The sequence below is a fragment of the Clostridium beijerinckii genome, from assembly GCF_008705175.1.
GTDB lineage: Bacteria > Bacillota > Clostridia > Clostridiales > Clostridiaceae > Clostridium > Clostridium beijerinckii.
Genome location: NZ_CP043998.1, coordinates 5,695,324 through 5,710,000, shown reverse-complemented (window position 1 = coordinate 5,710,000; position 14,677 = coordinate 5,695,324). Strand labels below are relative to the sequence as shown.

The 14,677-nt window shown below is 30.0% G+C and carries 12 protein-coding genes, 4 tRNA genes and 3 rRNA genes (1 of these 19 cut by a window edge); 13 read left to right on the top strand and 6 right to left on the bottom strand.

Annotated features, from left to right (window positions below; translation table 11 throughout):
* From F3K33_RS25170 to F3K33_RS25145, 6 genes are all read left to right on the top strand, one after another.
* Positions 1-372: ribosomal RNA gene (locus tag F3K33_RS25170) — 23S ribosomal RNA — on the top strand; it begins 2,538 nt to the left of the window's first position.
* 140 nt (positions 373-512) lie between these two features.
* Positions 513-629, top strand: a 5S ribosomal RNA gene (rrf, locus tag F3K33_RS25165).
* A gap of 44 nt (positions 630-673) precedes the next feature.
* A tRNA-Ile gene (locus F3K33_RS25160) sits at positions 674-750 on the top strand.
* A gap of 1 nt (position 751) precedes the next feature.
* Positions 752-827 (top strand) — tRNA-Ala (locus F3K33_RS25155).
* Positions 828-1,083: 256 nt separating this feature from the next.
* Entirely contained in the window at positions 1,084-1,521 is a 438-nt protein-coding gene (locus tag F3K33_RS25150) for a hypothetical protein (RefSeq protein ID WP_012061050.1), read from the top strand.
* Positions 1,522-1,566: 45 nt separating this feature from the next.
* Entirely contained in the window at positions 1,567-2,019 is a 453-nt protein-coding gene (locus tag F3K33_RS25145) for a VanZ family protein (RefSeq protein WP_039773103.1), read from the top strand.
* Positions 2,020-2,322: 303 nt separating this feature from the next.
* Here the strand turns inward: F3K33_RS25145 and wsfD are convergent, their stop codons facing one another.
* Positions 2,323-3,822 carry a glycan biosynthesis hexose transferase WsfD gene (wsfD, locus tag F3K33_RS25140; RefSeq protein ID WP_039773101.1) on the bottom strand — a complete coding sequence of 500 codons (1,500 nt, stop codon included), beginning with the start codon at positions 3,820-3,822 and terminating at the stop codon, positions 2,323-2,325.
* Positions 3,823-4,094: 272 nt separating this feature from the next.
* On the opposite strand from wsfD, the gene fusA reads away from it, so the two are divergent.
* The 4 genes from fusA (at position 4,095) to F3K33_RS25120 (ending at position 9,435) form a co-directional block, all read left to right on the top strand.
* Positions 4,095-6,176, top strand: a complete 2,082-nt coding sequence (gene fusA / locus F3K33_RS25135; RefSeq protein WP_039773099.1) for an elongation factor G — start codon at positions 4,095-4,097, stop codon at positions 6,174-6,176.
* Between the two features lie 240 nt (positions 6,177-6,416).
* A complete protein-coding gene (locus tag F3K33_RS25130) occupies positions 6,417-6,653 on the top strand; it encodes a hypothetical protein (RefSeq protein ID WP_012061046.1) in 237 nt (78 codons plus the stop codon).
* Between the two features lie 111 nt (positions 6,654-6,764).
* On the top strand, positions 6,765-7,718 hold the full coding sequence (locus tag F3K33_RS25125) for an ROK family protein (protein WP_012061045.1): 954 nt from the start codon (positions 6,765-6,767) through the stop codon (positions 7,716-7,718).
* A gap of 484 nt (positions 7,719-8,202) precedes the next feature.
* Positions 8,203-9,435 (top strand): competence/damage-inducible protein A, encoded by a 1,233-nt coding sequence (locus tag F3K33_RS25120; protein WP_039773097.1) that lies wholly within the window; start codon positions 8,203-8,205, stop codon positions 9,433-9,435.
* Positions 9,436-9,606: 171 nt separating this feature from the next.
* On the opposite strand, the gene F3K33_RS25115 is transcribed toward F3K33_RS25120, so the two are convergent.
* Positions 9,607-10,338, bottom strand: coding sequence for an NAD-dependent protein deacylase (locus tag F3K33_RS25115; RefSeq protein WP_039773095.1), 732 nt, complete (start codon positions 10,336-10,338; stop codon positions 9,607-9,609).
* Between the two features lie 189 nt (positions 10,339-10,527).
* Here F3K33_RS25115 and rrf (F3K33_RS25110) point away from each other — a divergent pair.
* Both rrf (F3K33_RS25110) and F3K33_RS25105 read left to right on the top strand, forming a co-directional pair.
* Positions 10,528-10,644, top strand: a 5S ribosomal RNA gene (gene rrf, locus F3K33_RS25110).
* 5 nt (positions 10,645-10,649) lie between these two features.
* A tRNA-Phe gene (locus F3K33_RS25105) sits at positions 10,650-10,725 on the top strand.
* A gap of 223 nt (positions 10,726-10,948) precedes the next feature.
* On the opposite strand, the gene F3K33_RS25100 is transcribed toward F3K33_RS25105, so the two are convergent.
* Both F3K33_RS25100 and F3K33_RS25095 read right to left on the bottom strand, forming a co-directional pair.
* Complete coding sequence (locus F3K33_RS25100; RefSeq protein ID WP_039773093.1) at positions 10,949-11,359, bottom strand: DUF3785 family protein; 411 nt, start codon at positions 11,357-11,359, stop codon at positions 10,949-10,951.
* Between the two features lie 145 nt (positions 11,360-11,504).
* Positions 11,505-12,182, bottom strand: a complete 678-nt coding sequence (locus tag F3K33_RS25095) for a uracil-DNA glycosylase (RefSeq protein ID WP_039773091.1) — start codon at positions 12,180-12,182, stop codon at positions 11,505-11,507.
* Between the two features lie 180 nt (positions 12,183-12,362).
* Between F3K33_RS25095 and F3K33_RS25090 the strand changes: the two genes are divergently transcribed.
* On the top strand, positions 12,363-13,109 hold the full coding sequence (locus tag F3K33_RS25090; RefSeq protein WP_039773089.1) for a peptidylprolyl isomerase: 747 nt from the start codon (positions 12,363-12,365) through the stop codon (positions 13,107-13,109).
* A 290-nt stretch (positions 13,110-13,399) separates the two neighbouring features.
* On the opposite strand, the gene F3K33_RS25085 is transcribed toward F3K33_RS25090, so the two are convergent.
* Entirely contained in the window at positions 13,400-14,044 is a 645-nt protein-coding gene (locus tag F3K33_RS25085; RefSeq protein WP_023975330.1) for an HAD family hydrolase, read from the bottom strand.
* Positions 14,045-14,286: 242 nt separating this feature from the next.
* A tRNA-Pro gene (locus F3K33_RS25080) sits at positions 14,287-14,362 on the bottom strand.
* Positions 14,363-14,677 lie beyond the last annotated feature (315 nt).

Sequence of the window (14,677 nt, the reverse complement as noted above, 5' to 3'; positions counted from 1 at the left end):
TGAAGTAGGTCCCAAGGGTTGGGCTGTTCGCCCATTAAAGCGGCACGCGAGCTGGGTTCAGAACGTCGTGAGACAGTTCGGTCCCTATCCGTCGCGGGCGTAGGAAATTTGAGAGGAGCTGTCCTTAGTACGAGAGGACCGGGATGGACTGACCTATGGTGTACCAGTTGTTTCGCCAGAAGCATAGCTGGGTAGCTAAGTCGGGAAGGGATAAACGCTGAAAGCATCTAAGTGTGAAGCCCACCTCAAGATGAGATTTCCCATAGCATAAGCTAGTAAGACCCCTTGAAGACTACAAGGTTGATAGGTCAGAGGTGTAAGTATGGTAACATATTTAGCTGACTGATACTAATAGGTCGAGGGCTTGACCAATATAGTCAAGTTGTAAATACATTAAAGAAACTGTGTGCAATTTTGAAAGAACAAAACTTTCAATTGAATAATGAATACAAATCGCTAAAGCGATTTGCATAAGTTTTTCAACCAAATCAGAGATTTGGGAAAAGCTAATATCTCGTGATGATGGCATAGAGGTAACACTCCTTCCCATTCCGAACAGGAAAGTTAAGGTCTATAGCGCCGATGGTACTGCATGGGAGACTGTGTGGCAGAGTAGGACGTTGCGAGGTAATCTTGTAGATTACAAGAGTTAAGTTAAAGAAATTTAACTTACGGATCTTTAGCTCAGTTGGTTAGAGCAACCGGCTCATAACCGGTAGGTCTAGGGTTCGAGTCCCTGAAGGTCCACCATGGGGGTATAGCTCAGTTGGGAGAGCACCTGCCTTGCACGCAGGGGGTCAAGAGTTCGAATCTCTTTATCTCCACCATTAAAAACTATGAATTTTATTCATAGTTTTTTTGTTTTATTATTATAAATATTGTTGTTAAATAATATTTATTACTGGTATGAGTTATATGGTGCAGAAAATAGTAGAACAACAGTATAAAATAGGCTAAAAATACTAATTGTTAAAGTATACAATGAATGAATTATAATATATAATTTATATGTAAAATATATGTAAAAATGTAATTTAATATTTTTATTTATTGTATAAAAATTATATTGCGAGGGGTAGGATTATGGTAAGAACTATTGTCTGCAAAAAAGATGGATGTAGCGGTAATGAATTTCATATATCAACAGAAGACAATAAACTTAAATTAGTATGTAAAGACTGTGGAAGTACTTATTATTATGATGTGAGTTATTATGAATTTATAATGTTATCAAATTGTGCAGAGTGTAATAACGATACATTTAAGGTGTTTAATAATTTAGATAAACAAGGAATATATGCTAAGTGTTCTAAGTGTGGTGCTCCACCAGAAAAAATATACATTGATGATGAAGGTGTGCAAGTTACTTATGAAGCAAAGTTACTACAAGATATAAAGCAGTTTATGTATCAAATTGATCAAAGAATTTGTAGCTTAGAGATGAAAATCGATGGTTTGGAAAAAGGGCAAGAATTATTAGAAGAATCACTTGCTTATATAAATAGATATATGTCTGAGTAATATAATATCTGTGAATTTTAAAATTGTACTTAAAGAGGATGGAATATGAAGAACAAAAGGAAAATTATTTACTGGTTTTTATTAATAGTTTGGATGATAGGGATATTTATTATGTCTAATCAACCTGCTCAAATATCTGATTCTCAAAGTGAAGGCGTAATAAATATTCTTTCTGCTATAGGTATCAATATGAATGGAATATTTGGGCAGCTTACTAATTTTATAGTTAGAAAATGCGCACACTTTCTTGAATATATGGTATTATCATTATTAGCGTTTAATGTGTTTAAATTGTATTTTAATATCAGAAGAGTTATTTTTGTGACAGTAGCTTTTGTATTTCTTTACGCTTGTTCTGATGAAATACATCAATTATTTGTTTTAGGAAGAGAAGGTGCTTTTAGAGATGTTATAATAGATACGGTTGGGGGTATTACACTAATATTGATTAATCTATTTAGAATGCATATAGTTGGCAAGTTTAATGAAGATAAATAAAAGATAATTTGAATAATTGGGATATAGTAATTTAATATTAAAACCAAATTAATCATTCGAATTTTAAAATAATATAAATCAGCTAATTATTTTAAGGTATGAGAATAAGGAATAAAAGTAAATAAAAATTGTGAAGGCTAAGTATATAATGCAAATTAAGCATTGTATACTTAGCCTTCATTTTCTATAAAATAAATTAAATATGTGATGCAAACATAAATATAAGTTAGTGATAAACAAATATAGATATTGGTTTAATTAGAGTAAACAAAATTACAATTACTCTAAGATTACTTGTTAAGCCTATTTATGAGATGAATTAAATTTTATTTTAAATAGATTATTTACTTTAAATAGAATATAAACAAGAATAAGCATTAATAATGCATCAAAAGTGAAGTTGAATAAAAATAATTGTTTCGAGGTATCAGCCTTTCCATTGCCGACAAAAGGCATTGGAAATTGAAGTATACCTATAAATATAACAGTCCAAAGCAAGAGAATTTTGTTCTTGATTTCAGGGTTAGAACTATTTCGAATATATTTATACAGTGAGCATAACAGAACAATAAGATAAATTAATCCTATAAAATATAAATTTCTAGGCAATATTTTTTCCCTTATAGATGACCAAAGTGTGAAACGATGGAAATCCCTAACTGGGGTTAAACTATCAGCTTTTGAGTACTTACCTAGTCCGGTACTAGTATAGAATGCCTTACTTGCGGTATATTTCATGCCATTTAATAAACGAGTAGGGTGAGTTAAATAGAATTTTCCAAGTTTAAAGTTATTTATTTTACTGTAGAATTTTTCATCAGTTATTTCTGAACCAGGAATATATTTGACATATTCATCAGAATCCAAATAAGCATGTTTCCCAGCCTCAGCTGATAAATCAGGATCTAAGCCTAAATCTATCAAGTCTTGCTCTGGTGTAGTAGATTCGTTTAGTACTCCATAAAAGACTGAGTTATACTGGGTGTCTTTACTTAAGTTGTTGCTATTCATATTGATGCGAATAGGATAGATTATCAATAAGCATGTAATAACATATAAAATAGCTAAATTGATTTTATTTAGATTATATCTATTATCCAATAATATTTTACATATAAGAATTATAATAATAGGTAAAGAAGTAATAACTTGTAATTTAGAACCTAAAAATAAAAATGCTGAAAATAATATATAAAGTATTTTCGACATTAATTTTTCCGTTCCCTTTACTACGTATTTGTACTTAATATAGTTAAGAATGGATGCAACAAGTAGCGATAGTGTAGTTATCATCATTGGTTCTCCATATAGGCTATTAAACCAAATTAAATAATTACCATCAAAGAAAATGAATGCGGTTATTAGTACAACCATCATAGATTTAATATTATTTTTTATATTCAAAGATTTTAATATTATGATAAATGAAAGAATATATATAATACTATAGATGACAGCTAAATATTGAGTTTTAAATATATTATGATCAAGTGATTTGCATATATAATTAACAAGTATTATTAGATAGCTCAAACTACAATTCCAGATGATTTTAGGATCAGTATTGTTTAAAGGGGTAATCTTATAATCAGTCACAATAAAGTCATAATATCCTACAGAGTTAGGATTATTCGTATCTGAGTCTAATAATGACAGACCAGATACATTCATAATTCTATAGAAATCACCTTGATCAGCAACACCTACTTGGGGTTTTATAAATAAGACTCCGATAGTTATAGAAATTGCAAGTAAAGCAAACCAAAACATATAGAAGTTTCTTAAATTCTTTTTTGCTTTCATTAAATTTTCCTCCACAAAGATAGATTTAAAGTAATAAACATGATTCTAAAGATATTAACAGATAAAATTATAATGTTTTTTGGTTAATACTACAAGAAAACGTCAAATTAATTTAAAGGACTACTTCAAAAATAGGATAAATATAAATTTTCAGAAAATTAAGAAAATAAGGAGGATTTAACGAATAGAAATAGAAATATAACATATAGCATTATTAAGTGAAAGGCAGGTGGGAGCCAATCTCTAGGGTAGATTAAGGGTTTGGCAGCATTATGAAAGATTATAGTATTAAAAATTTAAGAAATGTAGGATTAATGGGGCATAATGGAACTGGAAAGACTTCCTTAGCGGAAAGCCTTCTGTATTATTCAAAAATTACAGATAGATTAGGGAATATTGAGGATGGGACTACGGTTTTAGATTTTGATACTGAAGAAAAGAAGAGACAATTTTCTATTGCCCTTTCAGTAGCACCAATTGAATTAGATAATGTTAAAATAAATCTTATTGATATTCCTGGATATGCAGACTTTCAAGGTGAATGTATCGAAGGAATGAGATCCGTGGATGTAGGTATGATAGTTGTAAGCGGAGTTTCAGGAGTCAAGGCGGGAACTGAAAGGGCCTGGGAATATTGTAACAAAATTAAATTGCCTAGAACATTTTTTATAAATAAATTAGATAGAGAGAACTCGGATTTTAATAAAGTATTAGCATCTCTTAAAGAAAAGTTTGGCATCAGCGTGGTGCCTATTCAGTATCCTATAGGAGAAGAAGACAATTTTAAAGGAGTAATAAATATAATATCCAAACAAGCAAGAGTATACGATGTAAAGACTAAGGAAATAAAAATATTGGATATACCTGAAGAGCTCCAGGATGAAGTTGAAAATTGTAAGAAGATGATTATGGAAGCTGTAGCTGAGACTGATGAAGTATTGCTTGATAAATATTTTAGTGAAGGTGAATTGAGTGATGAAGAAATATATAAGGGCCTTATAAGTGGATGTGCTAATGGGGATATTGCCCCTGTTATGTGTGGAAGTGCTACAAAAGTTATTGGAATGGATTCTTTAATTGATGATATTGTAGAATGTTTTCCATCGCCAGAATATGCTATTCCACAAAAAGCTGTAGACGTTTTAAAAGATGAAGAGGTTTTTGTTAATCTCAATCAAGATAAGCCTTTTTCTGCATTAGTATTTAAAACTATTGCAGATCCATTTGTAGGCAGGATATCATTTTTTAGAGTTATTACAGGTGAAGCGAAAGATGATATGACAGTATTAAATGTTAATAAAGATAAGAACGAAAAATTATCCCATATATGTTTTATTAGAGGTAAGACACAAATACCAGCTAAAAGAATAATAGCTGGTGATATAGGTGCTATTTCCAAGCTACAGTATACAAATACAGGCGATACTTTAGCTAGTCCTGATTTTAAAGTAATATATGACAAAATGAATTTTCCTAAAACAGTTTTCTCAATGGCTGTAATCCCACAAGCTAAAGGTGATGAGGAAAAGATATCTCAAGCTTTGGCCAAGTTAAAAGATGAAGATCCTGTTTTTCAGATTGATAGGGATGTAGAAAATGCAGAAATTGTAATCTCAGGACTAGGAGAAACACATATTAATGTAATCGCAAGTAAAATAAAAAGTAAATTTGGTGTAGAAGCAGTATTAAGTTTACCAAAGGTACCTTATAAAGAAACTATAAAGGGATTTTCAGATGTACAAGGAAAACATAAAAAGCAGTCTGGTGGACATGGCCAGTATGGAGATGTGGTAATTAAATTTGAACGTAGAACAGATGGAGAGGAAGAATTAGAATTTATTGATAACGTTGTTGGTGGTGCAGTTCCAAGAAATTTTATTCCAGCAGTAGAAAAAGGATTAAGAGAGTGTATAACTCATGGGGTTTTAGCAGGATGCCCAGTTATAGGCCTTAAAGCGACTCTTCATGATGGGTCATATCACTCTGTAGATTCTTCTGAAATGGCTTTTAAGGTTGCAGCCTCTATAGCTTATAAAAAGGGATTAGAGCAAGCTAAACCTATTCTTTTGGAACCTATAATGAAAGTAGAAGTTATATTACCAAACGAATATATGGGTGATGTGATAGCTGATATAAATAAAAAGAGGGGAAGAGTAATCGGAATGGAGCCAGAAGGGGACAAGCAAAGGGTTATATCAGAAATTCCGCTTGCCGAAATTAGAAAATATGCTACTGAATTGAGATCTTTAACTCAAGGAAGAGGAGTATTTACAAAAGAATTTGTAAGATATGAGGAAGTTCCAGAGATAGAGGTAGCGAAAGCCATAGAGAGCATTAATGAATTAAGAAAATAAGATTACGGAAAGTTATAGCTAAAATTTACGGAATAGGAATAAAAAGTACTCTAGTGTAGTAATTACATAAAGGGTACTTTTTATTTATTGTCTTAATAAAGAGAAGTAAAATAAAATTTACTATAATTAAGGAATAAGGTAAATTTTACATTAATATATATAGGATAAAATCATGTGCAGAAAGACATAATATTTTAGTAATAGTATATTTTATGCAATTTAAACAAGGAGGCATCTACAATGTCAGATTATAGCATGGATATTAATGGGAATATAGAGTTGAGTGATTATAGTAATATATTTGACTATTTAAATATAATAGACAAAGATGATAATTTTGTAATAAGGATAGATAGAAATAATAAGGATGATATAGAATTAATTAATTCTATGCTTCAAGATAATAAATTCAATATCAATTATACACAATATGACGATTTTGGGAACTATTACATAAGCGCCAATAAAGGATCTTGAAAAAATATTATTTAAAATACAGGTTTTATTGGAATAGCATAATATAGTATAATATGTATTAGCAAATTGTTTTTTATTGGTATATTAAATAAAATAAAGGAGAGTTATATTATGCAAAAATATGTTATAGGAGTAGATTTAGGAGGAACTAAGATAAGTACTGCATTATCTAATTTAAATGGAGAAGTGTTATGTCAAACAACAGTTCCTACAAATGCAAGCGAGGGAGAAATTCCAGTATTAAATAGAATTATAGAATCTGTTGAAAAAGTAATTAAAGATGGATCAGTAACTTATAAAGATATAAAAGGAATTGGTATCGGTTCCCCTGGACCTTTAGATGCTGAAAAAGGAACTATAATCTATACACCAAACCTTCCATTTAAGAATTTTAATTTAGTGGAACCTTTGAATAAAAAGTTTGAAGTTCCTGTATTTTTAGATAATGATGCAAACGTTGCAGCTATCGGCGAATATATGTTTGGCGCAGGAAAAGGCGCTAAAGATGTAGTATTCTTCACAGTAAGCACTGGAGTAGGTGGAGGCGCTGTCTTAAATGGAAAGGTATATAGAGGACACACTTCAAATGCCTTAGAAATAGGACATATGACAGTGGCACCAGATGGACCAAGATGTAATTGTGGAAATATAGGGTGTGTAGAAGCAACATCATCAGGAACTGCAATTGCAAAAAGAGGACAGGAAGCATTAGCTAGTAAAGTTGAGACTTCATTAAGAAAGTATGATACTATTACTTCATATGAGGTGTTTACAGAGGCGGCTGCAGGAGATCCAGTTTGCGTAGATATAATTAATAATGCACTGAATTATTTAGGAATAGCTATAGCTAATGCAGTATCTATATTTGATCCAGAAATTATAATAATAGGTGGTGGTGTATCAAAAGCTGGAGAGATTGTTTTTGATACAGTAAGAAAAGTTGTGGATAAGAGATGTTTTAAATCCATGGCAGAATCAGTTAAGATTGTTCCAGCAGGATTAGGTACAGATGCAGGGGTAATTGGTGCGGTAGCATTAGCATTGCTTGAAACAGAAGATAAGTAATATAAAGAATGAAGCAAGCAAAGTAGTGTAGATTTTTAGCTTAATCCTAGAGCTTTAAAACATTTAGAATAGACTTTTATAATAGAATTGCAGATAGATGTGAATAAAGATTAAAAATTTCACATAAAATTAGAACAGAAAGCTCTCTTTGCAATGAATTTTTTCTTCTCATACATATTACTAAGTTTATTCTAGGTTAATTACTTAATTAAGGAGACTTTTATTTTGATATTTAAAGTATTTACCTATAATAAATTGGGATGAAAAAATTTTTTATATAAGCTATCTCTAGATATATTTAGAGATAGCATATTATAAAAGAATATATTTTATATGAAACCTATTCAATAGATTGTTGGATAGGTTTCAATCTTTAATTATGATATAAATAGAGATTATTGTAATTAGTAATAGTTTAGTAGTATAATTTCTAATTAAGAATATTATTGTGGACTTATAAATTAAATAAGAAGAAGGTAATAAGATGAAAGCAGAGATTATAGCCATAGGAACAGAAATTTTATTAGGTGATATAATTAATTCAAATGCCCAATATTTAGCTCAGGAATTAGCAGCCCTTGGAATAGATATGTATTATCAGCAAGTAGTAGGAGATAATGAAATAAGAGTTATGCATGCATTTGATGAGGCATATAGCAGAAGTGATATCATAATAACTACAGGAGGACTTGGACCAACTGATGATGATATTACAAAAGAAGTTGCAGCTAAATATTTTAATAAAGAATTAATCAAGGATGAAAATTCAACTAAAAAGATAGAAGATTATTTTAAATTTAGAGAAAGAGCAATGACTCAAAATAATTTAAAGCAAGGATTAATTCCAGAAGGAGCAACTGTTATAAATAATAATAATGGAACAGCACCAGGAGTTATAATAGAAGATGATAATAAGATAATGATCATTTTACCTGGACCACCAAAGGAAATGAAACCAATGTTTGAAGAATCAGTTAAACCATATCTTCAAGAGAAATCAGATTCAATATTGGTTTCAAGAGTTGTTAAGATACTTGGAATAGGGGAAAGCGCTGTTGCAGAGGAGATTAAGGATTTAATAGATACTCAAACTAATCCTACAATTGCGCCTTATGCAAAAGATGTAGGAGTAATGCTTCGTATAACTGCAAAGGCTGAAACTAAAGATGAAGCACTAAAATTGATAGAACCAATTGAGGAAGAAATTAAGAACAGACTTGGGGATAATGTTTATGCAACTGAGGATATTAACATAGAAGAAGTTGTAGCTAGGCTTTTGATAGAGAAGAAACTAACAATATCTACGGCAGAATCATGTACTGGTGGCATGATAGCAAGCTATCTTATTAATTATCCAGGTATATCGGAAGTTTTTTTAGAAGGCGCTGTAACATATTCCAATGAGGCTAAACATAATAGACTAGGCGTTAATAATGATATTTTAAACAAATATGGGGCCGTAAGTGAAGAAACCGCAAGAGAAATGGCAATTGGTATTGCAAAGACAGCTAATACTGATGTTAGCATTGTAACAACAGGAATTGCAGGACCAGAAGGTGGTACTTTAGAAAAGCCTGTTGGATTGGTTTTTATAGGTGTGTATGTTCAAGGAAAGGTAACGATACAAAAATGTTTGTTTAAGGGAGATAGGAACAAAGTAAGGCTTCAGGCTACAATTACAGGATTAGATATGCTAAGAAGAATTCTTATTAAATAAATTATGCAAAATAAAAATGCCATAATATATTTCAAACGAAGTAATATATTATGGCTTTACAAATTGTATATAAATAAAAATGGGGGAGAGGCGATTAAATATTGAAGTTAAATACTTCATTATTATTTATTGCCAAATTAAATTTATTTATACATAATTTAGATAAAAAATTTATAATTCTTTTATAGCGTTGCTTAATGTTTTTCCGAAGGAATCATTAATAACCAAATTAGCCTTGGAATCAGCAGAGGTAGAACTTTTATTTATTAATACAAGATTCTTTCCTTTAAAATAATTGATAAGTCCGGCAGCAGGATAAACAACAAGTGAAGTGCCACCTATAATAAGAGTATCTGCATTAGAAATTGCATTTATAGAGTCTCTAATTACTTTATCGTCTAGACCCTCTTCATAAAGAACTACATCGGGTTTGACAGCCCCACCACATTTAGTGCAAATAGGAACGCCCTTAGATTGTAGGATAAAATTCACATCATAAGATTCATGACATTTAACACAATAATTTCGATGAATAGATCCGTGAAGTTCGAATACATTTTTGCTTCCAGCCATTTGATGGAGTCCGTCTATATTTTGTGTCACGATAGCTTTCAATTTTCCCATTTCTTCAAGTTTGGCTAATGCTAAGTGTCCAGCATTTGGTTTAGCATCGGGGTATATAAGTTTTGCTTTATAAAATTTAAAAAATTCTTCAGGATATTTAATATAAAAAGTATGTGATACTAACTGTTCAGGAGTTAATGTAGCATTTAATTTCTCGCTAAATAGGCCATTTGAGCCTCTAAAGTCAGGTATATTAGATTCCGTACTGATACCAGCTCCGCCGAAAAAGACTATATTATTACTATTCTTTAATATTTCTGATAACTTTTCAATGCTCATAGAAAAACCTCCAAATTAAAATTTATTTTAAGTATTAAAAACACATTATCATGTATATTTAATTATTGCACAATTGATTAGAAAAATAAAATATAAACCCCGCTGAATTAAGCATTTTAAAATATTTATAATAAAAAAATAAAAAATGTGTTGACATAATATAAATAACTCGATATAATACTACTTGTATCTGGTGATGACGGCGTAGAGGTAACACTCCTTCCCATTCCGAACAGGAAAGTTAAGGTCTACAGCGCTGATGGTACTGCATGGGAGACTGTGTGGAAGAGTAAGACGTTGCCAGGTAATATGGCTCGATAGCTCAGTCGGTAGAGCAGAGGACTGAAAATCCTCGTGTCACTGGTTCGATTCCAGTTCGAGCCACCATAAAAGCACTAACATAAGTTAGTGCTTTTTTCTATATCTTTAGAAAATTATAATTCAGTAAAGTTTGTATACAATTTTTTTGAATGGTTTAATTAACTTAGTTTACTATTTTAAAGGAATAAAAAATAAATTATATTCGTTAAAAAGATAACATTTAAATTATATTTCTAAATGTTATCTTTTTTAATCTTAACTATTTGTAAAGAAGTTATATAGAAATTCCTTAAACAGTACATTGATCTATATATATTGAGTAGATACCGCAGTTAGGACATACAGTCACACTAACTATATAGCTATCATCAATTTTTCCTAGACCAAAAAGTTTATTAAAAGATGTATTCCTATATTCATTACATAAAGTATCTATTACATATTCATTATCCTTTGTATATATGTAAAAGTGGTACTCTAAGTAACGATAAGATTTATTTATTTGCTCTTGAGTATTACATGCACATTTATCGCCATAATATTCTGTTGAAAAACTTACTTCTTCTCCTTCATTTAGAGCATTCAATATTATATCTAAGGAAAGACCTGTAATCTCATTTTCGCCTTCAAAAAATATCCCATCGCAATTATTATCTGTTAGTACGTATTCTTTATTATCATAAACAAATTTATAATCCACAAAACAACCTCCTCAAAATTAGTGTATAATCAATTATACACCAGCATATGCACAATGTTTAGCAAAACTATATTTAAACATTTAATTTACTTTATAATATAAAGGCTTAATTTGAATGTAAGCATTGGGAAAGTAAATTAAATAATTATATATTTTCGATTTGCCAGTCAATTGGTTCTTGATTTGTAGAAATTAGAAAATTGTTTGTTTTTGAAAAAGGTTTACTTCCGAAGAAGCCTCTTGATGCAGATAATGGACTAGGATGAACGGATTTTATTATAAGATGCTTAGGATTAGTAATAAAGTCAGTCTTTGAAATAGCATTATTACCCCAAAGTATGAATACTATAGGTGTTTCCTTTTTATTTAGCACCTTAATAACCTCATTTGTGAATTCTTCCCATCCTTTATTTTTGTGGGAATTAGCTTCTCCAGCTCTAACTGTAAGTACCGTATTTAGCAATAAGACTCCTTGATCAGCCCACTTTCTTAAATAGCCATTGTTTGGAATATAGCAACCTAAATCAGTATGTAGTTCCTTATAGATATTAATTAAAGATGGTGGAGTTTTTACACCTGGATTAACAGAAAAACTCAATCCATGCGCTTGGCCAGGTCCATGATAAGGATCTTGACCGAATATAACAACTTTAACTTTATTATAAGGTGTAAAATGTAAGGCGTTAAAGAGATCATACATATTAGGATAAATGGTCTTAGAGTTATATTCATTTATTAAAAATTTTCTTAGATTAATATAATAATCTTTTTGGAATTCAGACTGCAAATAATTTTTCCAATCATTTTTTAATATATCGGACATTAAATCACCCCTAAATTAGTATAACATTTTATGGTGGTTTTATGTATACTATGTATTTTTGATTAAAAATCTAAAATTTATTTAGTTATATTATTGTTAGAAGTAGTAGATACTGTTAAAATGAAGTGTATATAACAAACTGTTAAAAATAATATAAAATGATTATAAAGGAGAATTCACATGGAAAATAAAGTGTTAGCTGTTGCAGCAGGATATGAAATAACAGAAAAAGATTTAAATGCAATAATTAGTAGATATCCACAAGAGCAAAGAGGAGCTTTACAAAGCGAAGAAAAGAAGAAACAATTGGTAGAACAATTGATTTCATTTGAATTAATGAATAAGTTTGGAAAAGAAATACAATTAGATAAGACTCAAGAATACAAAGACGCCATGGAAAATATATCAAAGGAAGTTATAACTTCAATGGCAATAAATAAAGTATTGAGTGATGTAACAATAACAGATGAAGAAGTAAAGAAATACTATGAAGATAATAAAGAAGCTTTTGGTCAGCCTGCAACAGTTTCAGCTAGACATATTCTAGTAGAAACTGAAGAGGAAGCAAATAAGGCAAGAGAAGAAATCTTAAGCGGCAATATTTCATTCGGAGATGCTGCAATGAAATATTCAACATGCCCATCTAATCAACAAGGTGGAAATTTAGGTGAATTCTCAAAAGGTATGATGGTTCCAGAATTTGAAGAAGCTGCTTTTACATCAGAAATAGGAAAGGTTACTGAACCGGTTAAAACTCAATTTGGGTATCATTTAGTTTTAGTAGATGCAAAAAATGAAGCCTCAATCAAAAGTTTTGAAGAAGTTAAAGACAGTGTATTAGATAATTTAATTAAAGAAAATCAACATAAAAAATATGATCAAATATTGAAGGAATTAGAAGCTAAATACGGAGTTGAAAGAAAATAAAAATTTCTATTTAATAGCAATATAGTTTCAAAAATAAAGGTAATGATGGATACATTACCTTTATTTTTTTATTTTAAAGTTCATATGTTATTATTTTAAAATATAATACAATATTCAAATATGATTTTATGTTATAAAAATGTATTCAGATATCCCTACGTTACAGATTTATATACTAACAGCATGAGAAAAAGCTTGTCTTAAATTTGCATTGTAGAATGTTGAATTATTTTTAGTAATCTAATTATTCGTATGTAGGCGATAAAACAAATATTTATAATAACTAATATCTATAAAAGCTCGGTAAAGGAAAAAATATATTTATCACAATACTTAAGAATTTCGGATATAGGTTCTAAACATAAATCATCTTTTATTCCGATCACCCTCATATTTGCTTTTTTTGCACTTTTCATAGCAGGGAGTATATCCTCAAATACTAAACAGTATTCAGGTTTAATATTTAACTTTTTTGCTGCTAATAAATATATGTCAGGACAATCTTTTCCTTTTGCGACTTCATCAGTAATAGTGATTGAATCAAAATAGTCATAAACCCCATTGTTTTTTAAACAAGCCTCAAGCAGTGGGATAGAATTGCTAGTCGCTAATGCAATTTTTATTTTATTATCTTTTAAATATCTTAAAAAAGTTTTTACACCTGATTTGAGTTTTACATTATTAGCGTAATGATGAAATGCTGCATGATGCCAATCACTAAGTATTTCATCTACTGAATCTTCAATTTTAAATCTATTTTTAAAATATACTGCTGTCTGATAAAAACTTAAGTGTTCAATATCGTTTTTTAAGTCATTAGGTACAGCATGTCCTTTCTTTTTAAGATAATCTATGTCGATCTGAGACCATACCCACATGGAATCTACAATAGTTCCATCTAAATCGAAAATTACACCTTTTATATTACTTAGCATTTTACACCTCCAAATAATTGTTATTTATATAAACGAATAGATATTGATATAGTTTAGTGCCAAACTTAATCTTTTATTGGTGCGCCTTAGTGTCAATAAATATTATAATTGAAGCATTAGACACGAATAAGAATTAGAAGAATTAGTAATACGATATATGTTATAGATTAATAAATTAATGAATTACTAAATAAAAAAACTTAAGGATCAATCCTTAAGTTATACTAGTCTAATAATATATTTGGTCGGGGTGACAGGGATTGAACCTGCGACCTCATGGTCCCAAACCACGCGCGCTCCCATCTGCGCCACACCCCGTTATACATTAATTATATATTCAAGTAAATCTTATGTCAAGGACTTTAGAAGATGTAATTAATACAGAAAAAAGTTAATTATAGTCATTAGAATAAATAATTTTGTGATGAGGGAGGCTGGAATTGTTAAGTTAAGTTTATTGATGAAAATTTTTATATATAAGCTATAATAAGAATCACAAAGAATAAGCTAGAAAAAGTGGGGAATACGGACGATATTTAGATAATAGTAGGATAAACTAAATTCTCGCTATATATATGAATTGTTCATTCTTATCCAAGGTGTTATAATTATGTAGTAATATAGATTAATGGA